Origin of the sequence: Sphingobium sp., assembly GCF_035511395.1 — a bacterium.
Taxonomy (GTDB): Bacteria; Pseudomonadota; Alphaproteobacteria; order Sphingomonadales; family Sphingomonadaceae; genus Sphingobium.
In genome coordinates this window covers 1-20,528 of the sequence record NZ_DATKFP010000330.1, presented here as the reverse complement: position 1 = coordinate 20,528, position 20,528 = coordinate 1, and the positions used below count along the sequence as shown (strand labels likewise).

Annotated in this window: 24 protein-coding genes, 2 tRNA genes and 1 pseudogene; 9 read left to right on the top strand and 18 right to left on the bottom strand. The window is 63.9% G+C overall.

Annotated elements, in window-relative coordinates:
* From VMR39_RS22960 to VMR39_RS22910, 11 genes and pseudogenes are all read right to left on the bottom strand, one after another.
* Nucleotides 1-231 (bottom strand): annotated as a pseudogene (locus VMR39_RS22960) (NAD(P)H-dependent oxidoreductase subunit E); the annotation flags it as partial.
* The gene (locus tag VMR39_RS22955) at nucleotides 231-1,466 is read right to left on the bottom strand and encodes an NADH-quinone oxidoreductase subunit D (RefSeq protein ID WP_325419507.1); all 1,236 of its coding nucleotides are present in this window, start codon (nucleotides 1,464-1,466) and stop codon (nucleotides 231-233) included. The gene VMR39_RS22955 and the pseudogene VMR39_RS22960, both read right to left, overlap by 1 nt.
* Nucleotides 1,466-2,257, bottom strand: coding sequence for an NADH-quinone oxidoreductase subunit C (locus VMR39_RS22950; protein WP_325419505.1), 792 nt, complete (start codon nucleotides 2,255-2,257; stop codon nucleotides 1,466-1,468). The genes VMR39_RS22955 and VMR39_RS22950 overlap by 1 nt, the downstream gene beginning before the upstream one ends.
* A gap of 1 nt (nucleotide 2,258) precedes the next feature.
* Nucleotides 2,259-2,813, bottom strand: a complete 555-nt coding sequence (locus tag VMR39_RS22945) for a NuoB/complex I 20 kDa subunit family protein (RefSeq protein ID WP_414712582.1) — start codon at nucleotides 2,811-2,813, stop codon at nucleotides 2,259-2,261.
* Nucleotides 2,804-3,178, bottom strand: coding sequence for an NADH-quinone oxidoreductase subunit A (locus VMR39_RS22940; protein WP_179043652.1), 375 nt, complete (start codon nucleotides 3,176-3,178; stop codon nucleotides 2,804-2,806). Before VMR39_RS22940 ends, VMR39_RS22945 begins: the two co-directional genes overlap by 10 nt.
* 132 nt (nucleotides 3,179-3,310) lie before the next feature.
* Nucleotides 3,311-4,126, bottom strand: a complete 816-nt coding sequence (locus VMR39_RS22935; protein WP_179043653.1) for an inositol monophosphatase family protein — start codon at nucleotides 4,124-4,126, stop codon at nucleotides 3,311-3,313.
* 40 nt (nucleotides 4,127-4,166) lie between these two features.
* Nucleotides 4,167-4,553 (bottom strand): hypothetical protein, encoded by a 387-nt coding sequence (locus VMR39_RS22930; RefSeq protein WP_325419451.1) that lies wholly within the window; start codon nucleotides 4,551-4,553, stop codon nucleotides 4,167-4,169.
* Nucleotides 4,553-5,116: an elongation factor P gene (efp, locus tag VMR39_RS22925; protein ID WP_325419449.1), complete on the bottom strand. Its 564-nt coding sequence runs from the start codon at nucleotides 5,114-5,116 to the stop codon at nucleotides 4,553-4,555. Before efp ends, VMR39_RS22930 begins: the two co-directional genes overlap by 1 nt.
* A 216-nt stretch (nucleotides 5,117-5,332) precedes the next feature.
* Nucleotides 5,333-5,887, bottom strand: a complete 555-nt coding sequence (locus VMR39_RS22920) for a M23 family metallopeptidase (RefSeq protein ID WP_325419447.1) — start codon at nucleotides 5,885-5,887, stop codon at nucleotides 5,333-5,335.
* Nucleotides 5,884-6,972, bottom strand: coding sequence for a L,D-transpeptidase family protein (locus VMR39_RS22915; RefSeq protein WP_325419445.1), 1,089 nt, complete (start codon nucleotides 6,970-6,972; stop codon nucleotides 5,884-5,886). Before VMR39_RS22915 ends, VMR39_RS22920 begins: the two co-directional genes overlap by 4 nt.
* A 72-nt stretch (nucleotides 6,973-7,044) precedes the next feature.
* A complete protein-coding gene (locus tag VMR39_RS22910; RefSeq protein ID WP_325419443.1) occupies nucleotides 7,045-7,482 on the bottom strand; it encodes a MarR family winged helix-turn-helix transcriptional regulator in 438 nt (145 codons plus the stop codon).
* Nucleotides 7,483-7,539: 57 nt separating this feature from the next.
* Between VMR39_RS22910 and VMR39_RS22905 the strand changes: the two genes are divergently transcribed.
* The gene (locus VMR39_RS22905; protein ID WP_325419441.1) at nucleotides 7,540-8,211 is read left to right on the top strand and encodes a glutathione S-transferase family protein; all 672 of its coding nucleotides are present in this window, start codon (nucleotides 7,540-7,542) and stop codon (nucleotides 8,209-8,211) included.
* On the opposite strand, the gene thiE is transcribed toward VMR39_RS22905, so the two are convergent.
* Entirely contained in the window at nucleotides 8,208-8,897 is a 690-nt protein-coding gene (gene thiE, locus VMR39_RS22900; RefSeq protein WP_325419439.1) for a thiamine phosphate synthase, read from the bottom strand. The genes VMR39_RS22905 and thiE overlap by 4 nt on opposite strands.
* A gap of 98 nt (nucleotides 8,898-8,995) precedes the next feature.
* Here thiE and VMR39_RS22895 point away from each other — a divergent pair, with 98 nt between their 5' ends.
* The gene (locus VMR39_RS22895; protein ID WP_325419437.1) at nucleotides 8,996-10,120 is read left to right on the top strand and encodes a P1 family peptidase; all 1,125 of its coding nucleotides are present in this window, start codon (nucleotides 8,996-8,998) and stop codon (nucleotides 10,118-10,120) included.
* A gap of 66 nt (nucleotides 10,121-10,186) precedes the next feature.
* Here the strand turns inward: VMR39_RS22895 and VMR39_RS22890 are convergent, their stop codons facing one another.
* The gene (locus tag VMR39_RS22890) at nucleotides 10,187-11,092 is read right to left on the bottom strand and encodes a fructose bisphosphate aldolase (RefSeq protein WP_325419511.1); all 906 of its coding nucleotides are present in this window, start codon (nucleotides 11,090-11,092) and stop codon (nucleotides 10,187-10,189) included.
* Between the two features lie 249 nt (nucleotides 11,093-11,341).
* Here VMR39_RS22890 and VMR39_RS22885 point away from each other — a divergent pair, with 249 nt between their 5' ends.
* Both VMR39_RS22885 and VMR39_RS22880 read left to right on the top strand, forming a co-directional pair.
* A complete protein-coding gene (locus tag VMR39_RS22885) occupies nucleotides 11,342-11,893 on the top strand; it encodes a TlpA family protein disulfide reductase (RefSeq protein ID WP_414712581.1) in 552 nt (183 codons plus the stop codon).
* A gap of 32 nt (nucleotides 11,894-11,925) precedes the next feature.
* Nucleotides 11,926-13,128 (top strand): MFS transporter, encoded by a 1,203-nt coding sequence (locus tag VMR39_RS22880; RefSeq protein ID WP_325419435.1) that lies wholly within the window; start codon nucleotides 11,926-11,928, stop codon nucleotides 13,126-13,128.
* A 20-nt stretch (nucleotides 13,129-13,148) separates the two neighbouring features.
* Here VMR39_RS22880 and VMR39_RS22875 read toward each other — a convergent pair whose 3' ends face one another.
* The 3 genes from VMR39_RS22875 to tkt all read right to left on the bottom strand — a co-directional run bounded on the left by VMR39_RS22875 (nucleotide 13,149) and on the right by tkt (nucleotide 17,433).
* A complete protein-coding gene (locus tag VMR39_RS22875; protein WP_325419433.1) occupies nucleotides 13,149-14,351 on the bottom strand; it encodes a phosphoglycerate kinase in 1,203 nt (400 codons plus the stop codon).
* A 72-nt stretch (nucleotides 14,352-14,423) separates the two neighbouring features.
* Nucleotides 14,424-15,434, bottom strand: coding sequence for a type I glyceraldehyde-3-phosphate dehydrogenase (gap, locus tag VMR39_RS22870; RefSeq protein ID WP_325419430.1), 1,011 nt, complete (start codon nucleotides 15,432-15,434; stop codon nucleotides 14,424-14,426).
* Nucleotides 15,435-15,465: 31 nt separating this feature from the next.
* Entirely contained in the window at nucleotides 15,466-17,433 is a 1,968-nt protein-coding gene (gene tkt, locus VMR39_RS22865) for a transketolase (protein ID WP_325419428.1), read from the bottom strand.
* A gap of 178 nt (nucleotides 17,434-17,611) precedes the next feature.
* Here tkt and VMR39_RS22860 point away from each other — a divergent pair, with 178 nt between their 5' ends.
* The 5 genes from VMR39_RS22860 (at nucleotide 17,612) to aqpZ (ending at nucleotide 20,145) form a co-directional block, all read left to right on the top strand.
* The gene (locus VMR39_RS22860) at nucleotides 17,612-17,806 is read left to right on the top strand and encodes a hypothetical protein (RefSeq protein ID WP_325419426.1); all 195 of its coding nucleotides are present in this window, start codon (nucleotides 17,612-17,614) and stop codon (nucleotides 17,804-17,806) included.
* Entirely contained in the window at nucleotides 17,799-18,134 is a 336-nt protein-coding gene (locus tag VMR39_RS22855; RefSeq protein ID WP_325419424.1) for a cell division protein ZapA, read from the top strand. Before VMR39_RS22860 ends, VMR39_RS22855 begins: the two co-directional genes overlap by 8 nt.
* Nucleotides 18,135-18,334: 200 nt before the next feature.
* Complete coding sequence (locus VMR39_RS22850; protein ID WP_325419422.1) at nucleotides 18,335-18,922, top strand: 5-formyltetrahydrofolate cyclo-ligase; 588 nt, start codon at nucleotides 18,335-18,337, stop codon at nucleotides 18,920-18,922.
* Entirely contained in the window at nucleotides 18,919-19,161 is a 243-nt protein-coding gene (locus tag VMR39_RS22845; protein ID WP_325419420.1) for a DUF2842 domain-containing protein, read from the top strand. The genes VMR39_RS22850 and VMR39_RS22845 overlap by 4 nt, the downstream gene beginning before the upstream one ends.
* Nucleotides 19,162-19,413: 252 nt before the next feature.
* Nucleotides 19,414-20,145, top strand: a complete 732-nt coding sequence (aqpZ, locus tag VMR39_RS22840) for an aquaporin Z (RefSeq protein ID WP_325419418.1) — start codon at nucleotides 19,414-19,416, stop codon at nucleotides 20,143-20,145.
* Nucleotides 20,146-20,229: 84 nt separating this feature from the next.
* Here the strand turns inward: aqpZ and VMR39_RS22835 are convergent.
* A tRNA-Asp gene (locus VMR39_RS22835) sits at nucleotides 20,230-20,306 on the bottom strand.
* Nucleotides 20,307-20,384: 78 nt separating this feature from the next.
* Nucleotides 20,385-20,461, bottom strand: a tRNA-Asp gene (locus VMR39_RS22830).
* Between the last annotated feature and the right edge of the window lie 67 nt (nucleotides 20,462-20,528).

Below are 20,528 nucleotides of genomic sequence, written 5' to 3'. Positions count from 1 at the left end.
ACGCCCGATATATTCCATCACCGGCACGGGCAGCCAGCCATTGGTCTGCGTTTCCGCACCGACCTGACGCTGGGCGAGATCGAGCAGCGGCATCACCGCCGACTGCTGGCGACCGGCGGGATAGCGCGCGATGACCTTCTTGGCCTGTTCGGCATTTTCGGCGGTCCACTCGAACGCGCCCCAGCGCGCACGGGTTTCGGCCTCATCGGGGATATGAACTGCGTCAGCCATTATCGGTCACATTCTCCGAACACGATGTCCATCGCGCCCAGTACAGCGGTGGTGTCGGCGAGCATGTGGCCCTTCATCATGAAGTCCATAGCTTGCAGATGCGAGAAAGCGGTCGGGCGGATCTTGCAACGATAGGGCTTGTTGCTGCCGTCGCTGACCAGATAGACGCCGAATTCGCCCTTGGGGCTTTCGGTCGCCACATAGACTTCGCCCGCCGGGACGTGGAAGCCCTCGGTATAAAGCTTGAAGTGGTGGATCAGCGCTTCCATAGAGCGCTTCATCTCACCGCGCTTGGGCGGCACCACCTTGCGGTCGAAGCTGGCGATCGGCCCTTCGGGCATTTCGTTCAGGCACTGCTTCATGATGCGGGCGGACTGGCGCACTTCCTCGACGCGGACCATGAACCGGTCATAGCAGTCATATTGCGTGCCGACCGGAACGTCGAATTCCATGCGGTCATAGACGTCGTAGGGCTGCGCCTTCCGAATATCCCAGGCGATGCCCGAACCGCGCAGCATGGGACCGGAGAAGCCCCACTTGAGCGCGTCTTCCTTGCTCACGATCGAGATATCGACGTTGCGCTGCTTGAAGATGCGGTTGTCGACCACCAGACTCATCGCGTCCTCGAATAGGCGCGGGAGGCGGGTGTCGAGCCACTCGGCAATGTCGGTCAACAGCTTGAGCGGCACGTCCTGATGCACGCCACCCGGCCGGAAATAGGCCGAGTGCATGCGGGCGCCCGATGCGCGTTCGAAGAAATTGAGGCAATCCTCGCGGATTTCGAACAGCCAAAGGTTCGGCGTCATCGCGCCGACATCCATCACATGCGATCCGAGGTTCAGCATGTGATTGCAGATGCGGGTCAGTTCCGCGAAGAACACGCGCAGATACTGCGCACGCAGCGGTACTTCCAGGTTCAGCAGCTTTTCGACTGCCAGAACATAGCTATGCTCCATGCCGAGCGGCGAACAATAGTCCAGCCGGTCGAAATAGGGCAGCGCCTGCATATAGGTCTTATATTCGATCAGCTTTTCGGTGCCGCGATGCAGCAGGCCGACATGCGGGTCGCAGCGCTCGACGATTTCTCCGTCCAGTTCCATGACCAGACGCAGAACCCCGTGCGCAGCGGGGTGCTGCGGGCCGAAGTTGATCGTGTAGTTCTGGATTTCCGTGTCACCGAACGTCGGGTCCGCCGCGTCGGTCACATGGTCCAGCTTTTCCAGATAGTCGGACATCAGGCCTTACCTTCGGGCTTTGCAGCCCCCTTGCCTTCATCGGTGGCGGCGGCGGGCTTGGCCGGCGCGTCCTCCGACTTTTCCTTCGCCTTGCTGTCGGTCGGCTCACCCGCGCCGCTCACGCCCTTCTTCTCCGTCTCCTTGGGAGTCGGAGCGGCGGCGGGAGCCGCCGGAGCGGGCGCCGCGGCCTTCTCGTCACCGGGCAGCACATATTGCGCGCCTTCCCAAGGCGACATGAAGTCGAAGCTGCGGAAGTCCTGCGCCAGCTTCACCGGCTCATAGACGACGCGCTTGTCTACCTCGGAGTAACGCAGCTCGACATAGCCGGTCAGCGGAAAGTCCTTGCGCTGCGGATGACCCTTGAAACCATAGTCCGTCAGGATGCGGCGCAGGTCTGTATTACCTTCGAACACGACGCCATACATGTCGAAAACCTCGCGCTCCAGCCAGCCGGCGACCGGCCAGAGGTGCGTGACGGTGGGAACCGGCGTATCCTCGTCGGTCGATACCTTCACACGAACACGATGGTTCCGCGTGACGCTGAGCAGATGGTAGCAAACCTCGAACCTGTCCGGACGCTCCGGATAGTCGACGCCGGCGATTTCCATCAGCTGCTGATAATGGCCCATATCGCGCAGCGCGACCATGGCGTTGGCCAGATCCTCGCGCACGACGGTGAAGCTCAGTTCGTCGGCATGATCGACGGTTTCGATCAGCATGGAACCCAGCAGGGCGCCGATTTCCTCGGCAACCCCTTCGGGGTTCACAATCTTGGGTGCGGAATGGCCCATATTAACGCTCAATCGTCCCGATGCGGCGGATCTTCCGCTGAAGCTGCATGATGCCATAAAGCAGAGCCTCGGCAGTCGGCGGGCAACCCGGCACATAGATGTCGACCGGCACGATGCGGTCGCAGCCACGAACCACCGAATAGCTGTAGTGGTAGTAGCCACCGCCATTGGCGCAGCTGCCCATCGAAATCACATATTTCGGGTTGGACATCTGGTCGTAGACCTTGCGGAGCGCCGGAGCCATCTTGTTGCACAGCGTGCCCGCGACGATCATCACGTCCGACTGACGCGGGGAAGCGCGCGGCGCGGCGCCGAAGCGCTCCATGTCGTAGCGGGGCATGTTGACGTGGATCATTTCCACCGCGCAACAGGCCAGACCGAATGTCATCCACCATAGCGAGCCGGTGCGCGCCCACTGGAACAGTTCCTCGGTCGAGGTGATTAGGAAGCCCTTGTCGTTCACTTCGCTGTTCAGCGAGTCAAAGAAGGCCTGGTCGGGCTGCGTCCCCACCGGCGGCATGGTGCCGGGGATGGGGCTGGTCAGTTCTACTCCCAATCGAGTGCTCCCTTCTTCCACGCATAGACGAGGCCGAGCACCAGCTCCGCTATGAAGATCATCATCGTCGCCCAGCCGGCCCAGCCGATCTGTTCGAGGCTTACAGCCCAGGGAAAGAGGAACGCCGCTTCCAGGTCGAAAATGATGAACAGGATGGCGACGAGGTAGAAACGCACGTCGAACTGGCTGCGCGGCTCTTCAAATGCGGGGAAACCGCATTCATATTCGGAGAGCTTTGCAGGGTCGGGCTTGTGCGCACCGGTGAGACGGCCAACCAGCATCGGCAGAAAGACGAAGGTGCCGGAAAGCAGCAAGGCGATCCCGAGAAAAATCAGGATCGGCAGATATTGGGCGAGATCGACCAATGGAATCCCCTGGGCGAAAATTGTATCTTGGGGCGCGCTTTAGGCCTGCTGCATATGCGAAGCAAGGGGCCAAGGCTGTGAGAATGAATCGCAAAAAGGCCAAGCCCTTGAAGAGCTTGGCCTCATTGGACTTTAGCGCAATGCGCCAGCAACAAGCTTGTGCAATTTGCTGTGAATTGCGTCGTTTCCGGCAATGACTTCCTTGCGTTCGATCGCCTGATCGCCGCCGCGGAAATCGCTGGCGAAACCGCCGGCTTCACGAACCAGCAACAGACCGGCCGCCACGTCCCAGGGCTGAAGACCGCTTTCCCAATAGCCATCGTAGCGGCCGGACGCGACATGGGCGAGATCGAGCGAGGCGGCACCGAAGCGGCGGATGCCAGCGACCGACGGGGCAACGGCGCCGAAGATGCGGGTCCATTCCGCCATATTGCCATGGCCCATGAACGGGATGCCCGTCGCGATGACGCAATCGGCAAGGTCACGGCGGGCGGAGACGCGCAGGCGCTGGTCATGACGCCAGGCGCCCCGGCTCTTTTCAGCCCAATAGCTTTCGTCGGTGACGGGCTGGTAGATGAGGCCGGTCGTGACTTCGCGCTTCGACCCGCCGAACAACGGCTCCTCGACCGCGATCGAGATGGCGAAGTGCGGGATGCCGTGCAGGAAGTTGGTGGTGCCGTCGAGCGGATCGATGATCCAGCGCGGCTTGGTGGGATCGCCGGCGATCTCGCCGCCCTCCTCCAGCAGGAAGCCCCAGTCGGGACGCGCCTTCTGCAACTCTTCGACCAGGGTCTTTTCCGCCTGCTGGTCGGCCTTGGACACGAAGTCGGCCGGCCCCTTGCGGCTGACCTGAAGATGCTCGACCTCGCCGAAGTCGCGGCGCAGCTTGCTGCCAGCCTTGCGCGCGGCGCGTTCCATGACGGTGAGGAGACCGGAGTGCGATACCATAGATTTTCTCCGCCGCTCCCAGCGGGAACGGCCTGGTTGGTTATTTCTTCGGGGCGGGCTTGGCGGCCGGTTTGCCGGCGGCAGGACGATAGCCGCAGGTGCCGGCGATCACCGCCAGCATCTGCGACGCGTCCTTGCGATCGACCTTGCCGGCGTTGGCGGCGATCACCTTGTCCGCTTCAGCGCTGATCTCGCCGATCGAATTGGAATAGAGGCAGTCGAACAGCGCGTTCTTCACTGGCTGTTCGACCTCGTTCGACTGAAGCGCGGTCATGACGACGCGCAACACATAGGCCGCGCTGTCGAGTTGCGCCTTGGTCGGAGCAGCCTGACGCGTCGTCTGCGCGCTGGCGCAAGCGGGGAGCGCAACCGGCAAGGCGCCGATCGCGAAGATGGCGGCCAGTGCCGTGCTGCGCCCGGTCCGCATCAGTCGGCCCGCTTCACATATTCGCGTTCGTACACGTCCACCACGATGCGGGTGCCGGTGACGATGTGCGGCGGAACCATGACGCGCACGCCATTGTCGAGAATGGCGGGCTTGTAGCTGGCCGAGGCGGTCTGACCCTTCACCACGGCGTCGGCCTCCACGACCGTCGCCTCAATGGTTTCGGGAAGCTGGACCGAAATCGGGCGCTCTTCATACATTTCGAGAACGACCATCATGCCGTCCTGAAGGAAGGCGGAGGCGTCGCCGATCAGATCCTGGGCCAGGTTGATCTGCTCATAGGTTTCGGTGTCCATGAACACCAGCATGTCGCCTTCGGCGTAGAGATACTGGAAATCCTTGGTGTCGAGGCGGATGCGCTCGACGGTCTCGGCCGACCGGAAACGGACGTTGTTCTTGCGGCCGTCGATCAGGTTCTTGAGTTCCACCTGCATATAGGCGCCGCCCTTGCCGGGCTGCGTGTGCTGGATCTTCACGGCGCGCCACAGGCCGCCGTCATATTCGATGTTGTTGCCGGGACGAATCTCGACGCCGCTGATCTTCATGGGAAGAGCCTGCCTATATGTCTGAATGTGGAAAAGAGCCGGCCTCTGGGAGGCTGGGCGCGCCTTTACAGCGGGACGGCGCGAAGGGCAAGGGGGAGCCGGTTCCGCCCTTAACTTCGCACTTTTCCCGCCGATCCTGAAATCATATTTCCTATGTAGGAAATTTTCGAGCGATCCCGCGATGACATTAGCATGAATTTCGGCCTGTAGGACAGATCAGCGCCGAACCAGCAGCGGATAGGGGTTGATCGCTCGTCCGCCATGCCATGGCTCACCTAGCTGCATGACATGCACCGCGAAATGGAGGTGAGGCGCGGACGGATCAGCATTGCCGGTGCTGCCGACCGTTGCGATCCGCTGCCCGCGACGCAGCACCTGCCCCTCGCGCAGACCCGGCGCATAGCCGTCGAGATGCGCATAATAATAGATGAAGCGGCCATCGGTAGATCGCTGGTAGAGGGTGCGCCCGCCCTCCTCGCTCCAGAACAGCTTGTCCACGCGGCCATCAGCGGCGGCCAGTACTGCCCTGCCCCGCGCCGCCATGATGTCGATTGCGTCATGCGGCCGCGAACCGCCGGCGCGCGCCTGCCTGAACGTGTCGGTCAGCGCCGAGGCAGGCACCCCTTCGAGAGGGATGAGCAGGACGCCATTGTCCACCGGCGCCTCAGTCTTTGGCACCGATGGCGCGTCCGCCGGCACGATCCTTACGCAAAAATGCGCGAAGGCGACGCAGAACAGCAGCGCGAGCGCGATGCCGCCCCAACGCCTCATGCCTGGAACTTCGCCTTGATCCCGCTCTTCACCATCTGCGCAAGGCGGGCTGCGTCCCAGTTGGTCAGGCGGATGCAGCCGTGACTTTCAGTGCGGCCGATCAGTTGCGGCTCCGGCGTACCGTGGATGCCATAATGATCCTTCGACAGATCGATCCAAACCACCCCGACCGGGCCATTGGGGCCGGGCTTCAGCACCGCCTTCTCATCTTTCGACGACGCGTCCCAGAAGAGGTTCGGATTATAATGAAAATCCGGATTGCGGCTGACGCCCTTGATCGTCCATTCACCGAGCGGTAGCGGGTCATGCTGCGATCCGGTCGTCACCGGAAACTGCGCGATCATGCGGTTTTCCGCGTTAAAGACTTTGAGCAGGCCTTCCGACTTGTCGACGACGATATGGTCGGCCTGCGGCTGGTCCTTGGCGACGCCCAGACCGGCGAGCGTTTCACCCCAGCCGCGCTCGTCGCCCTCGATCGTGGCGACGGGCTGATTGTCGATCGCGGGCACCCGGACGGTCAGGCCCGCGCCGATCTTCGTGTTCGGCGGGTTCAGGGCCATCAACGCTTCGGGCGTTGTGTGGAAGCGTTCGGCGAGCTTTTCCAGAAGATTGCGATAGGTCAGCGCCGGAAGGCTGGCCTGCTCGTTCAGCCCCTTGGGGATATTGAAGAAGGGACCGCGCGCGAAGCCGTCCGGTATCTTCACCAGCCAGGTGGTCGGCCGCGCTTCGCCTTCCAGCAGCATCGCGCCGGTCTTACGATCATATTCGCCGGTGACGGGAAGATCATGCGCTTCCTGAAAGCCACGCAGCGCCGCCTTGTAGCTCATCCCGTCCTTGCCATCGATCACACCCGGCGAGAAACCCCAGCGATCGAGCGCGACCTGCGCCTGCAATATCGGGCTGGCCTGCCAGGCATTCTTCTCCTGTACCACCTGAAACGCATAGTCGGCGTTGCGATCCGATTGAGCAGCAACGGCATTGGTCGGCTGGGCCGCATTGGTCGCGGGCTGGCTTTCATTGGCGTCGGTGACGGCCACATTGCAGGCGCTGCACAAAAGCAGGGCGAGAAGCAGATGATTTCGCAAGGCAATCCTCTCCATATCGATGGGAGGACAACGCGCGAACGGGCAGAAAGCTGCCGAGCGATCAGCGCCCGATCATCTCAACGCCGCCAGCCCGGATCGCAGCACCCCGGCGTCGATCAGACCAGCGTCGATCTCGCCATGGACGGCGATCCAGATCGGCATGGCGCTTGCCAGCCGATCCCGCCCCTCTTCGGTCAGGACGAGGCGGCGAACCCGTCGATCGTCGGGATCAGCCTCCGGCCGCACCAGCCCGCCCCGCTCCAGCGGCTTTAGATTGGCGGTCAGCGTCGTGCGATCCATTGCCAGCAATTGCGCCACCGACCCGACCGAAGGCGGCTGCGGCCGGTTGAGCGCGTTCAGCAGGGAAAATTGCCCGCTGGTCAGCCCTAGCGACCGGAATGCCTCGTCAAAGCGGCGGGACAGGGATCGCGCGGCACGCTGCGCCGCCAGACACAAACAATGGTCGCGCACGAACAGGGTCTGATCGGTGGAAACGGCAGGTTTTGACATGCTCCATATATGTTGATATCAACTTATTTAGTCAAGAGTTATGAGAGGAGCCTGACCATGCCCATCGATCCCCAATCCGATATCGAGATTACCGGCTTTGTCTGGGTGCCCGATTTCGCACGCGGTTTCGTGCGCGACCTCCGCCCGCGCTGGGCCTGCGAGGAAGCGGGACTCTCCTATCGCGAAAGGCTGCTCGATTTCGACACGGCCAAAGGCGCGGACTATCGCCGCGAGCAGCCCTTTGGTCAGGTGCCCGCCTATCGCGATGCCGAGGTGCAAATGTTCGAGAGCGGCGCGATGGTGCTGCGCATCGCCGAGCGATCGGAAACGCTGATGCCGCGCGATGCGGCGGGCCGATGCCGCGTGCTGACCTGGGTGACGGCGGCGCTCAACAGCGTAGAGCCGTTCGTGTTCGACCTGGTCAATATCGACACGTTCAACAAGGATGCCGAATGGGCGCGGCTGCGCCGCCCGCAGGTGATCGAGACGCTGCGCGGTCGGTTAGGTGATTTGTCCGGCTGGCTGGGCGACAGGGACTATCTGGAGGGCGACTTCACCGCCGCCGATATCATCATGGCGACGGTGCTGCGCGAAGTGTCCGACGATGCGCTGATGGCGGAGTTCCCGAACCTGCTCGCCTACCGCACGCGCTGTATCGAGCGGCCCGCCTTCCAACGGGCGCTGGACGCGCAACTGGCGTCCTTCGCGCCCGATCCCATCGCCGCTTAACCGCCGAGGACGGCAGCGAAGGCGGCGACACCCGCCTTCGGCCCTTCGGGATGGTTCCACACCGCCCCGCTGACCGCGAGGAAATCCGCACCCGCCTCCACCAGCGGCGCGGCATTGTCGGCGGTGATGCCGCCGATCGCGACGCAGGGCAGTTCGAACAGCGTCGTCCACCAGCCCAGGATCGACGGATCGGGATGATGCGTCGTTTCCTTCGTCGTGGTGGGGTAGAAGGCGCCGAACGCCACATAGTCGGCGCCCGCCTCCCCCGCTTCCATCGCCAGATGGCGACTGTCATGGCAGGTGATGCCGATCTGCACTTTCGGCCCCAGCAGCTTGCGCGCCGCCTTGGGATCGCCGTCGCCCTGACCCAGATGCACGCCATCCGCGCCCAGCCGGTGCGCGAGTTCCGCGCTGTCGTTGATGATGAAGGCGACCTCCCGCTCGGCACACAGCGCCTGGAGCGGCGCAGCGGCAGCGGCAATGGCCTCCTCCTCCAGCCCCTTGAGCCGCAACTGGAAGGCCGCGACCTTCCCGCCATCGAAGGCGGCGGCGAGTTGCTCCACGAAGCCTTCGTCTATGGTCGGCGGGGAAATCAGGTAGAGCTGGCAGGCGGGGCGGAAGCCCTGTTCGAACTGGTCGGCGAATTGCGGATCGAGCGCCAGCTCTTCTTCGGTGAAGTTGGTCATGCGGGCCTTATAGCCGCTCCGCTGCCCACGCCAAGGGCGACTGGCGGCCGTGATGCGTCGCTGATAGACGAAGCCGTTCAGAACAGGGGAAAATCACCATGCGTCATGCCTTGGCCATCATCATGCTCCTTTCCGGCGCGCCGCTGTTGGCGAAGGAAGCGGAACGTCCGCGCGCGCGGGACGCCGGGGTGACGGTCGGCATCCTCCAGCCTGGCCCCCTCAACGCCATCACCGATGTCGCCGGCGTAAAGGTTGGGCAGGTCACGCTGCCGCGAAGTCATGACGTTAATACCGGCGTCACCGCGATCCTGCCCCATGGCGGCAACCTGTTCCGGGACAAGGTACCCGCAGGCTTCGTCGCCTATAACGCCTTCGGCAAGTTCATGGGATCGACGCAGGTCGCCGAACTGGGCGAGGTCGAGACGCCGATCCTGCTGACCAACACACTGAACGTCGCGGAGGCCGGCGCGGCCTCAGTCGAATGGACGCTTGCCCAGCCGGGTAATGAGGAGGTGCGATCAGTCAACGCCGTGGTCGGCGAGACGAATGACGGAATGTTGAACGACATTCGCGGCCGGCATGTCAGCATCGCCGATGCCCGCCGCGCGATCGAGAGCGCCAAGACCGGCCCGGTCGAGGAAGGCGTGGTCGGCGCCGGGACCGGCACGGTCGCCTTCGGCTTCAAGGCCGGGATCGGCACATCGTCGCGCAAGCTGCCGGCGTCGCTCGGCGGCTGGACCGTGGGCGTGCTGGTACAGGCCAATTATGGCGGCGTACTGACCATTTCTGGCGTGCCGGTTGGGGTGAAGCTCGGCCGCTACGACTATCGACAGCAGGTCGAGGAAAAGAAGGCGGACGGATCGGTCGTGATCGTCATCGCCACCGACGCGCCCCTGTCCGATCGCAACCTGCGCCGCGTAGCCGAGCGGGCCTTTGGCGGCATCGCACGGACCGGCTCCAGCTTTTCCAACGGATCGGGCGACTATGCCCTCGCCTTTTCGACCAGCGAAGCGGTGCGGCGGACGGCGACGAAGCGCGACAGCGTCGCAACGGTCGAGGATCTGGCCAATGATCGCATGTCACCGTTGTTCCAAGCGACGATCGAGGCGACCGAGGAAGCGGTGCTGAATGCGCTGTTCAAGGCACAGACGGTGGACGGTCATCGCGGCACGGCGGAAGCGCTGCCGCTCGACAAGGTGCTGCCGATGCTGAAAGGCCGGTAAAGCGCCGCGTTCGCAAAAAGGCCCGGGCGGATCGCGCCGCCCGGCCCTCTTCTCGTCAGACGTAGATCAGGCCGCGACCGGCTGCTTGGCAACCGAGGCGCCGTGGATCTCGTCGATCGCTTCTCCCAGCGAGGCGTTGAATTCCTCGTCGGTCATCTGATGGCGCAGGTCGTTCAGCAGGGCGCGGCTGAAGCTGGCGATGATGCCGCGATTCTTGGCCAGTTCGGCGCAAGCCTCGGTGCGGCTGAAGCCACCCGACAGGGCAACCACGCGCAGCACCTTGGGATGGTCAACCAGCGGGTCGAACAGACCGGGCTTGGCAGGCAGCGACAGCTTGAGCATCACCTGCTCGCCTTCGGGCAGTGCGTCAAGATTCTTGAGAATTTCCTGAAGCAGGATCGCATCGGCTTCGGCGCGCTCGGGCGACTTAATGTTCACTTCTGGCTCGATGATCGGCATCAGGCCGCCGGCCAGCACCTGGCGACCGACTTCGAACTGCTGCGCGACGACGGCGGCAATACCCCCGGCATTGGCGAGGTTGACGACCGAGCGCTCCTTGGTGCCGAACACGCCCAGCCCCTTGGCGCGGGCAAGCAGTGCGTCGAGGCCCGGATTGGGCTTCATCAGCTGGACGCCATTGGCTTCATCTTCCAGGCCCTTGTCGATCTTGATGAAGGGCACGACGCCGCGCTCGATCAGCGCCGTCGGGGTCGGCTTGCCGTCGACGGCGCCGTTCATGGTGCGCTCGAACAGGATCGCGCCCAGCACCTTGTCGCCGGTGAAGGGCGGTGCGGTGATCACGCGGCTGCGCATCGCATGGATCAGGCCGAACATTTCCTCTTCGGAACCCCAGGCGCTTTCGTCCACGCCATAGCCCTTGAGCGCCTTCGGCGTCGAACCGCCGCTCTGGTCGAGCGCGGCGATGAAGCCGTTCCCGTCGGCGATCTTCTGCTTCATGGTCTGATCCAGCATCTGCACATACCTTCCCTTGGGCGCGCCACCCCTCCGGCAACGCGAATAAGACTGATGGCAGGCGCTCCATCGCCTGCCCGCCGCGTGCGGCATCGGCGTCATGATCGCCGATCTTCGGGCTGTTAGCCAGTCCCATGCCGCACCGCAAGAAGCGCTGCCACCCGCATCCGACAGAATTACGCCATTTTCGCTGGCGTGTCGGTGAGTTGCTGCTATCCCGCGACAGGGGGAAGTCAGGGGGCATCCACAATGACGATATTGGCGCGATATTTTGGCGTTGCAGCAATGATGATGCTGGCGCTCTCGCCTGCGCGGGCAGCGGAAAAGCCCATCGTCGGCAGCCCCGCACCCGCTTTCGAATTGACGCTGATCGACGGCAGCAAAGTCTCGCTCGCAGACCTCAAGGGGCAGGTCGTGCTACTCAATTTCTGGGCCACATGGTGCGTACCCTGTCGCAAGGAATTGCCGACGCTCGACGCCTATTATGGCCTGAATGCAAAATATGGCCTCAAGGTTTTCGCCATCACCACCGAAGGATCGGTACCGATCGGCCAGTTGAAGAAGCTGTTCGCCGCGATGCACATTCCCTCGGCCCGGCGGATCAAGGGGCCTTATGGACCTCTAACCGGCGTCCCCACCAATTTCGTGATCGATCGTGCGGGGAAGCTGCGTTACGCACGGTCGGGGGCTTTCGACCTTGAGGATCTCAATGCCCTGCTGATCCCCTTGCTCAACGAAAGCGTCCCCCAGCAGACCGCGAATATTGATGCGCCGCACAAGAAAACATCCGAAGGCGGTTGAAAGGTTCGGCTCCGCAACCCATTAGGCTCGGCATGACTGCCGTAGCCCTTGCTTCCGACCGCACCGACCTGTCCCGTGGCGCCCTCCTGCTGATGGCCGTCGCCTGCGGAGTGATGGTCGCCAATCTCTATTATGCCCAGACGCTGATCGACGTGATCGGGCCGGAGATCGGCATGTCGGCCGCGGTCGCGGGCCTTATCACCACGCTGACGCAGCTTGGTTATGGCGTCGGCCTCTTCCTCGTCGTTCCGGTCGCAGACCTGTTCGAAAATCGGCGGATCGTGCTCACCTCGATCGTCGCGACCATCATCGGCTGCATTGCCATCGCCCTGTCCAACGGACCGACCAGCTTTCTGGTGGCGTCGATCCTGACCGGTGTCGGCGCAACCGGAGCGCAGGTTCTGGTGCCCCTCGCCTCGCACCTCGCCGCCCCTGAAAAACAGGGTCGCGTCGTCGGCACGGTGATGAGCGGCCTGCTGTTCGGCATCATGCTGTCTCGCCCAGTAGCCAATTTTCTTGCAGGATCAGTCGGATGGCGGGCGACCTTCATTCTGTCTGCGATCGTCATGGCAGTCGTCGGCATCGCGTTGCTGATCGCCTGTCCCCAGCGCCGGCCCAAGGGCGGCATGCATTATGGCGAGGTACTGGCATCCACCTTCTCGCAACTGGTGAAGCATCGCGTCGTGCGCATGCGCGCCTTCTATCAGGCGTCGATGTTCGCCGCCTTCAACCTGTTCTGGACCGCCGCACCGCTGACTTTGATCCATGAGTTTCATCTCGGCCATGCCGGCATCGGCGCCTTCGCGCTGGCGGGCGCGGGCGGCGCGCTGGTGGCACCGATCGCGGGCTGGATGGCCGATCGCCGCCTGACACAGCCGGCTTCGCTGATCGGGCTGGCGGGCCTGACGCTCGGCTTCCTGCTGGCCGACTGGACGGTCGCGGCGGGCAGCCTGATCGGCTTCACCATCATGGCGGTGCTGATCGACGGCGCGGTGCAGATGAGCCAGATCACCGGGCAGAAGCTGATCTTCTCGCTCGATCCGCACGCCCGCGGCCGCATCAACGCCGCCTATGTGACCGTGATGTTCATCGTCGGCGCCATGGGATCGGTGATCGGATCGGCGACCTACGAAGCGGGCGGCTGGACCGCGAGCGCACTGGCCGGTGCTGCGATCGGCGGTGTCGCCACCCTCGCCTTCCTGCTGTTCGACCGGGGCGCCAGCGCACCGCGCTAATCGCCCCGGTCGGTAGCCGTTCAGCCGATCAGCGCCTTCACGCCGGGCAGTTCCTTGCCTTCCATCCATTCGAGGAAGGCACCACCGGCGGTCGAGACGAAGGTGAAGTCGCCAGCGACGCCCGCATGATTAAGCGCCGCGACCGTGTCGCCACCGCCCGCGACCGAGGTCAGCTGGCCTTCCTTGGTCAGCGCCGCCGCCGTCTTGGCGAGCGCGACCGTCGCCGCGTCGAACGGCGCCATCTCGAACGCACCCAGCGGGCCGTTCCATACCAGGGTGCGGCAGTTCTTGAGCGCATCGCCCAGCGCCTCGACGGCGGCGGGACCGACGTCCAGGATCATCTCGTCCTCGGCCACTTCGTGCACGTTGCAGGTGCGGACCGACGGCGGATTGGCGGCGAATTCCTTCGCCACGACCACGTCATAGGGCAGGTGAATGATGCAGCCGGCAGCTTCCGCCTTGTCGAAGATCACCTCTGCCGTCTCCGCCAGATCCTTCTCGCACAGCGATTTGCCGACATCGACGCCGCGGGCGTAGAGGAAGGTGTTGGCCATGCCGCCACCGATGATCAGGTGATCCACCTTGGCGACGAGGTTGTTGAGCACGTCGAGCTTGGTCGACACCTTGGCGCCGCCCACGACCGCCGCCACCGGCTTCACCGGTTCGCCGACCGCCGCCTGCAACGCGTCCAGTTCCTTTTCCATCGATCGGCCGGCAAAGGAGGGCAGCTTGCGCGCCAGACCTTCGGTCGACGCATGCGCGCGGTGCGCAGCGGAAAAGGCGTCGTTGACGTACATGTCGCCGATCGCGGCCATCGCCTCGACCAGCGCCGGGTCGTTCTTTTCCTCGCCGGCGTGGAAGCGGGTATTTTCGAGGATGGCGATATCGCCGTTACGCATCACCTTGATGCCGTCGACGGCGGCTTCGCCCTGGCAGTCGGGAATGAACTGCACATCGCGGCCCAGCACCTGGGTCAGCGGGCGGGTGATCTTCGACAGCGAAAATTCGGGATTCTTCTGCCCTTTGGGACGGCCGAAATGGGCGAGGATCAGCACCTTGGCACCACGATCTGCCAGTTCCAGCACGGTCGGCATCGCCGCGCGCAGGCGGGTGTCGTCGCTGACCGAGCCATCCTGCATCGGCACGTTCAGATCCTCGCGCACCAGCACCACCTTGCCGGTGATGTCACCCATGTCGTCGAGTGTCTTGAACGGCTTGGCCATGGTCGCTCCTGAAATCTATCGTAGGAAAGGAAGAAAAACCCCGCCGGATCGTTCCGGCGGGGTCGAAGAGGCTTAGAGGAACTTCGCCACGACACCGGTGGTGTCGATCATGCGGTTCGAGAAGCCCCATTCATTGTCGTACCAGCTGAGCACGCGGACGAGTTTGCCCTCGATCACCGCCGTTTCCAGGCTGTCGACGGTCGAGCTGCGCGCGTCACCGTTATAGTCGATCGACACCAGCGGCTCGTCCGAATAGCCAAGCACGCCCTTGAGCGGACCAGCTTCCGACGCGGCCTTCAGCAGGCCGTTGACTTCCTCGACGCTGGTTTCGCGGCTGGGGATGAACTTCAGGTCGACGACCGACACGTTCGGGGTCGGCACGCGGACCGACGAACCGTCCAGCTTGCCCTTCAGCGCGGGCAGAACTTCACCAACGGCGCGGGCGGCACCGGTAGTGGTCGGAATCATCGACAGGGCAGCAGCGCGGGCGCGGCGCATGTCCTTGTGGATCTGGTCCAGCGTGTTCTGGTCGTTCGTGTAGCTGTGGATCGTGGTCATGAAGCCGCGCTCGATACCGATCGCGTCGTTCAGAACCTTCGCCAGCGGGGCGAGGCAGTTGGTCGTGCAGCTGGCGTTCGAGATCACGATGTCGTCGGCGGTCAGCGTGTCATGGTTGACGCCGAACACGACAGTCTTGTCGACATTGGTGCCGGGCGCCGAGATGACGACGCGCTTGGCGCCGGCGGTCAGGTGGGCGCTGGCCTTATCCTTCGTAGTGAAGATGCCGGTGCATTCCAGGGCGATTTCGACGCCCAGAGCGGCATGCGGCAGGTTGGCGGGGTCGCGCTCCGCCGTCACCTTGATCTTCTTGCCATCGACGACCAGGAAATCGCCGTCGACGCTGACGTCGCCGGCCCAGTTGCCATGCACCGAGTCCCGCTTGAACAGCAGGGCGTTGGCCTGGGCATCGCCCAGATCGTTGATGCTGACCAGTTCCAGGTCATGGTCGGTGCGCGACAGGATTGCGCGCGCCACAAGGCGGCCGATGCGTCCGAAACCGTTAATTGCTACCTTCGTTGCCACTGCACTAGCCTCCTGGGGTGTGGTTGTTCGGTTAGGAATTGAGGGCGGCCGCAATCTGCGGCGCAATCTTGGCGGCGGTCAGGCCGAAATGGTCGTAAAGCGCTTCCGCCGGGGCCGACGCGCCGAAGCTGTCGATGCCGAAGCGCAGGCCGTCGAGGCCGGTATAACGCTCCCAGCCGAAGGTCGTGCCCGCCTCGATCGAGACGCGCAGCACGTCGGCAGGCAGGATGTCGGCCTTGTAGGCGGCGTCCTGCGCATCGAAATGCGCGAAGCTGGGCATGGACACGACATCGGCACCGATGCCCTGTTCTTCCAGAGCCTTGGCGGTGGCGACGGCGATTTCGACTTCCGATCCAGTCGCGATCAGCACGACCTTGCGCGCGGCAGTCGCGGCGACCAGGCGATAGCCGCCCTTGGCCGACAGATTTTCCGACTTTTCGGTGCGCAGCTGCGGCAGGTTCTGGCGGGTCAGCGCCAGCACCGATGGGCCTTTCGCATCCTTGAGCGCCAGTTCCCAGCATTCCGCCGTCTCGACGATGTCGGCCGGACGATAGACGTCGAGGTTCGGGATCATGCGCAGCGACATGACATGCTCGATCGGCTGGTGGGTCGGACCGTCTTCGCCCAGACCGATGGAGTCGTGGGTCAGGACGTGGATCACCCGCTGCTGCTGGAGCGCGGCCAGACGGATGCCACCACGCATATAGTCGGAAAAGACCAGGAAGGTGCCGCCATAGGGGACCACGCCGCCATGCAGCGCCATGCCGTTCATGGCGCAGGCCATGCCAAATTCGCGGATGCCGTAATAGACGTAGCGACCCGAATAGTCATCCTTGGTCAGCGGACCGGTCGACTTGGTCTTGGTGTTGTTGGAGCCGGTAAGATCGGCCGAGCCGCCCAGCGTTTCGGGCAGCAGATCGTTGATCGCGCCCAGCGCCAGTTCGCTCGCCTTGCGGGTCGCGACCTTCTGGGGGTTGGCGATCAGCGAGTCGATATAGGCTTCGAGCGAGAAATCGGCGGGCAGATCGCCAGCCATGCGGCGGGAAAATTCCGTGCTCTGGTCGCTGTTTGCAAGGCGACCTTCCCATGCGGCGCGAACGTCGCGGCCCTTGGCGCCGATGGCCTTCCAGGCCCCGGCGATGTCTTCGGGGATGACGAAGGGTTCGGCGGTCCAGCCGAGATAGTCGCGCGCGGCGGCGACTTCGGTTTCACCCAGCGCCGAGCCATGGACGCCCGAGGTACCAGCCTTGTTGGGGGCGCCATAACCGATCTTGGTGGCGCAAGCGACGATCGAGGGACGGCTGTCGGCGACGGCTTCATCCAATGCGCGGCGGACGTCGGCCACGTCATGGCCGTCGCACGACACGACATGCCAACCGGTGGCGGCATAGCGGGCCAGCACATCCTCGCTGCTCGACAGGTCGACCGACCCGTCGATGGTGATCTTGTTATCGTCCCACAGCACGATCAGGCGGCCAAGACCCAAATGGCCGGCCAGACCGATCGCCTCATGGTTGATGCCTTCCATCAGGCAGCCGTCGCCAGCAATCACCCAGGTGCGGTGATCGACCAGATCGTCGCCGAACTGCGCGTTCAGGTGACGCTCGGCGATCGCCATGCCGACGGCGGTGGCAAGGCCAGACCCCAGCGGACCAGTGGTCGCCTCGACGCCTGCCAGCTCGAAATTCTCCGGGTGGCCTGCGCAGGGGCTGTTGAGTTGGCGGAAATTCGCAATGTCCTCGATCGTCGGCTTGGCATAGCCGGTCAGGTGTAGCAGCGAATAGATCAGCATCGAGCCATGACCGGCCGACAGGACGAAACGGTCGCGGTCGGCCCATTTGGGCTGGGTCGGATCGAACTTCAGATAATCGCCGAACAGGACGGTCGCCACATCGGCCATGCCCATCGGCATGCCAGGATGACCGCTATTGGCGGCCTGCACGGCGTCCATGGACAGCGCCCGGATGGCGTTGGCGAGCGACTTTTCGGAAACGGTCATCTTGGGCGGGCGTCTTTCCTGAGCAGGCGTAAGGACAGCCCGCACGCTGGCGGGCGAGTCGAGTTGGGCCTCCTTTGTCGCGTCAAGCCCCATGCGTCAACCATCGCAGGGGGCAAAGCCGCGCCGAACCGCCCGATCGCGGCTTTCACGCGTGCCCGCCTTTCGCTATGGGTGAGTCATGGCTAGCGAGCGCATGATGCAGGCGATCGACACGCTGGAGCGTGCGGTCGGCCGGCTCGAACAGGAAGTGGCCGACATTGTCGCCGCCACCCAATCCCCCTCCACACCGGGCATAGACGTGCCTGCGGCCCATGCAGCGCTGCGGTCGCTGGACGATCTGATCGAGGATTTGAGGGGACGCACACATGGCTGACACCACGCTGCAAATTGCGGGGCGCCAATATGACATTGTCGTTCGCGATGGGGAGGAACAGCATCTCGCCCGGCTCGCCAAGATGATCGAGGAAAAGGCGCGCATGGCGCAACGGTCCACGCCCGGCCTTACGGAGGTGCGTACCTTGCTCTTCGCCGCTTTGTTTCTGGCGGACGAACTCAACGACCGGCGGACCGAACTGGCCGGCCGGCAGGAAGCGCTGGCGCTGGAAGCCGATGACGAACTGGCCGTCCGCGCCGTCGAGGCGTTGACCGCGCGGATAGAAAAGCTGCGCGACGGGCTTGCCGCCCCCGCCCCGAGCGCCTAGATTGCGGGCGACGGGCACTGCGCGGCACGAGCTTTAGCGAACATCCCTGAGGCGATAATCACATCCAAGGGGGCTGTCCCTGGCCGGACCCTGGTCCGAACTACATGGTCCCCACCTGACGTTGAGGCGTCAGAGGATTTTCCAGCAAACGACCGAGGCGGTCCCGTCACCCTCCCCCGCCTTTCGCCAGAAGAGTGATGATGAGCGACGATTCGCCTGCCGCCGACAAGACGACATTGCGCACCATCGCCCGGCAACGGCGACGCAATTTCGTCGCCACGATCGATCCCCTCGCGCACCGGCTGGCGTTCAAGATGATCCCCTCCCCCCTCGCCCGCCATCTGGCGCCGGCGAAGGTGGTCGCGCTCTATATGGGTCTGGATGACGAGGCGCCCGCCCAGCGTCTGGCGGCGCAATTGCAGGCAATGGGCAAAACGATCGCCCTGCCGCGCGTGATCGATCGCCTCGGCAGCATGGATTTCCTGGAATGGCAGCCTGATGACCAGCTTGTCCCCGGCCCGTTCCGCACCAGTCACCCAGAACCGAAAGGCGCGCCGGTGGTGCCCGACGCCGTCATCGCGCCGCTGGTCGGTTTCGACCGCAGGATGAACCGGCTGGGCCAGGGTGGCGGCTATTATGACCGCGCCTTCGCCCGCTTTCCCGATGCGCTGCGGGTCGGCCTTGCCTGGTCGGCGCAGGAAATCGACGAGGTGCCATCCGATCCCTGGGATCTGCCGCTGCACGCGATCCTGACCGAAGTCGAACTGATCGAAGGGCCGGAACTGTGAGCATCGACCCGCGCCATTATCACCAGCCGAGTTGGCGCAAGCCCGTGGGCATGCTGTCGATCATCGGCCTGATCCTGCTCTGGGCGGTGCTGGTCGCCAGCCTTTCCGGCCCGATCGGCGCACTGCCGATGTGGGCACAGGTGCCCGTCTATGTGGTGCTGGGAATCGTGTGGATCTGGATATTGCCGCTACGGCGACTGTTGATCTGGATGGAAACGGGGCGCTGGCGGCGCGGTTAATTCGTGACAATTTCCGTGCGAATCAGTATCTATCCGTTGAGTTAGCGTAACGGAGCGCCGGCATTTGCCTGGCCATCCTCGCGGCTGGACGGAGTGCGACGCCATGACGATCGTGCCATCGCTGTCCCTCATACGCCTCGCGCCGGCCTTAGCCGTCCCTGCCATTCTTCCCTTTTTCCGATCGAGCGGCGCCACCCTGCTTCGCATGACATCGCCGTTGGTGGCTTGGACCCATTGGTACAGGAGACGGTGATGGTGGGATTGGGTAAGAGACTGTTCGCGGAAGCGCTGGGAACATTCTGGCTGGTATTCGGCGGCTGCGGGAGCGCAGTACTCGCCGCCGCCTTTCCTGATGTCGGTATCGGCCTGCTGGGCGTCAGCCTGGCTTTCGGACTGACGGTGCTGACCATGGCCTATTCGATCGGCCATATTTCAGGCTGCCATCTGAACCCGGCCGTCACGATCGGCCTGTGGGCGGGCGGGCGCTTCCCGGTGCGCGACATAGCGCCCTATGTCGTCGCCCAGGTGGTGGGCGCGGTGGTGGCAGCCGCGCTGCTGCTGTTCATCGCCAGCGGCCATCCCGATTTCGCGCTGGCGGATAATGGGTTGGCCGTGAACGGATATGGCGTGCAATCGCCCGGCGGCTATTCGCTGGCGTCCGGGCTGACCATCGAACTGGTGCTGACCTTCGGCTTCCTCTCGGTGATTCTCGGTGCGACCGATACACGAGCGCCGGTCGGCTTTGCGCCGATCGCGATCGGGCTGGCGCTGACGCTGATCCACCTGATCAGCATTCCCGTGACCAATACATCGGTCAATCCAGCGCGCAGCACGGGACCGGCGCTGCTGGTGGGCGGGCTGGCCATGCAGCAGCTCTGGCTGTTCTGGATTGCGCCCATCGTAGGGGCAATGATCGCAGGCGGAGTCTATCGCTGGCTCGCGACCGAACCGCTGCCGCCTGCCGTGACCGGCGGGGCGCTATAGACAAAGGCGTTGGGCTGGCGTCCTTCGGGACGCTGGCCGACAGAATGGATAAATCGGCGGAAATCACCTTCCGATCGAGGAAGGTGGCGCGAGTGACGGGGCTCGAACCCGCGACCTCCGGCGTGACAGGCCGGCACTCTAACCAACTGAGCTACACCCGCGCAGGGCGTGCAACCTGTTCCGGCCCTTGGGCCCCGGCGGCTGCAAATCCGGGTAAATCACCTTCCGGTCAAGAAAGGTGGCGCGAGTGACGGGGCTCGAACCCGCGACCTCCGGCGTGACAGGCCGGCACTCTAACCAACTGAGCTACACCCGCGCAGGGTGGCATCTTTCGCGACACAGACGTCGCCAGACGATGCATATCTTCTACACCATTCCCACCT

Coding starts and splice junctions, on each gene's coding strand:
- VMR39_RS22955 (WP_325419507.1), bottom strand. CDS start 1,466: ATGTCCGACTATCTGGAAAAGCTGGACCATGTGACCGACGCGGCGGAC.
- VMR39_RS22950 (WP_325419505.1), bottom strand. CDS start 2,257: ATGGGCCATTCCGCACCCAAGATTGTGAACCCCGAAGGGGTTGCCGAG.
- VMR39_RS22935 (WP_179043653.1), bottom strand. CDS start 4,126: ATGGTATCGCACTCCGGTCTCCTCACCGTCATGGAACGCGCCGCGCGC.
- VMR39_RS22930 (WP_325419451.1), bottom strand. CDS start 4,553: ATGCGGACCGGGCGCAGCACGGCACTGGCCGCCATCTTCGCGATCGGC.
- efp (WP_325419449.1), bottom strand. CDS start 5,116: ATGAAGATCAGCGGCGTCGAGATTCGTCCCGGCAACAACATCGAATAT.
- VMR39_RS22920 (WP_325419447.1), bottom strand. CDS start 5,887: ATGAGGCGTTGGGGCGGCATCGCGCTCGCGCTGCTGTTCTGCGTCGCC.
- VMR39_RS22910 (WP_325419443.1), bottom strand. CDS start 7,482: ATGTCAAAACCTGCCGTTTCCACCGATCAGACCCTGTTCGTGCGCGAC.
- VMR39_RS22905 (WP_325419441.1), top strand. CDS start 7,540: ATGCCCATCGATCCCCAATCCGATATCGAGATTACCGGCTTTGTCTGG.
- thiE (WP_325419439.1), bottom strand. CDS start 8,897: ATGACCAACTTCACCGAAGAAGAGCTGGCGCTCGATCCGCAATTCGCC.
- VMR39_RS22895 (WP_325419437.1), top strand. CDS start 8,996: ATGCGTCATGCCTTGGCCATCATCATGCTCCTTTCCGGCGCGCCGCTG.
- VMR39_RS22890 (WP_325419511.1), bottom strand. CDS start 11,092: ATGCTGGATCAGACCATGAAGCAGAAGATCGCCGACGGGAACGGCTTC.
- VMR39_RS22885 (WP_414712581.1), top strand. CDS start 11,342: ATGACGATATTGGCGCGATATTTTGGCGTTGCAGCAATGATGATGCTG.
- VMR39_RS22880 (WP_325419435.1), top strand. CDS start 11,926: ATGACTGCCGTAGCCCTTGCTTCCGACCGCACCGACCTGTCCCGTGGC.
- VMR39_RS22875 (WP_325419433.1), bottom strand. CDS start 14,351: ATGGCCAAGCCGTTCAAGACACTCGACGACATGGGTGACATCACCGGC.
- tkt (WP_325419428.1), bottom strand. CDS start 17,433: ATGACCGTTTCCGAAAAGTCGCTCGCCAACGCCATCCGGGCGCTGTCC.
- VMR39_RS22860 (WP_325419426.1), top strand. CDS start 17,612: ATGGCTAGCGAGCGCATGATGCAGGCGATCGACACGCTGGAGCGTGCG.
- VMR39_RS22855 (WP_325419424.1), top strand. CDS start 17,799: ATGGCTGACACCACGCTGCAAATTGCGGGGCGCCAATATGACATTGTC.
- VMR39_RS22850 (WP_325419422.1), top strand. CDS start 18,335: ATGAGCGACGATTCGCCTGCCGCCGACAAGACGACATTGCGCACCATC.
- aqpZ (WP_325419418.1), top strand. CDS start 19,414: ATGGTGGGATTGGGTAAGAGACTGTTCGCGGAAGCGCTGGGAACATTC.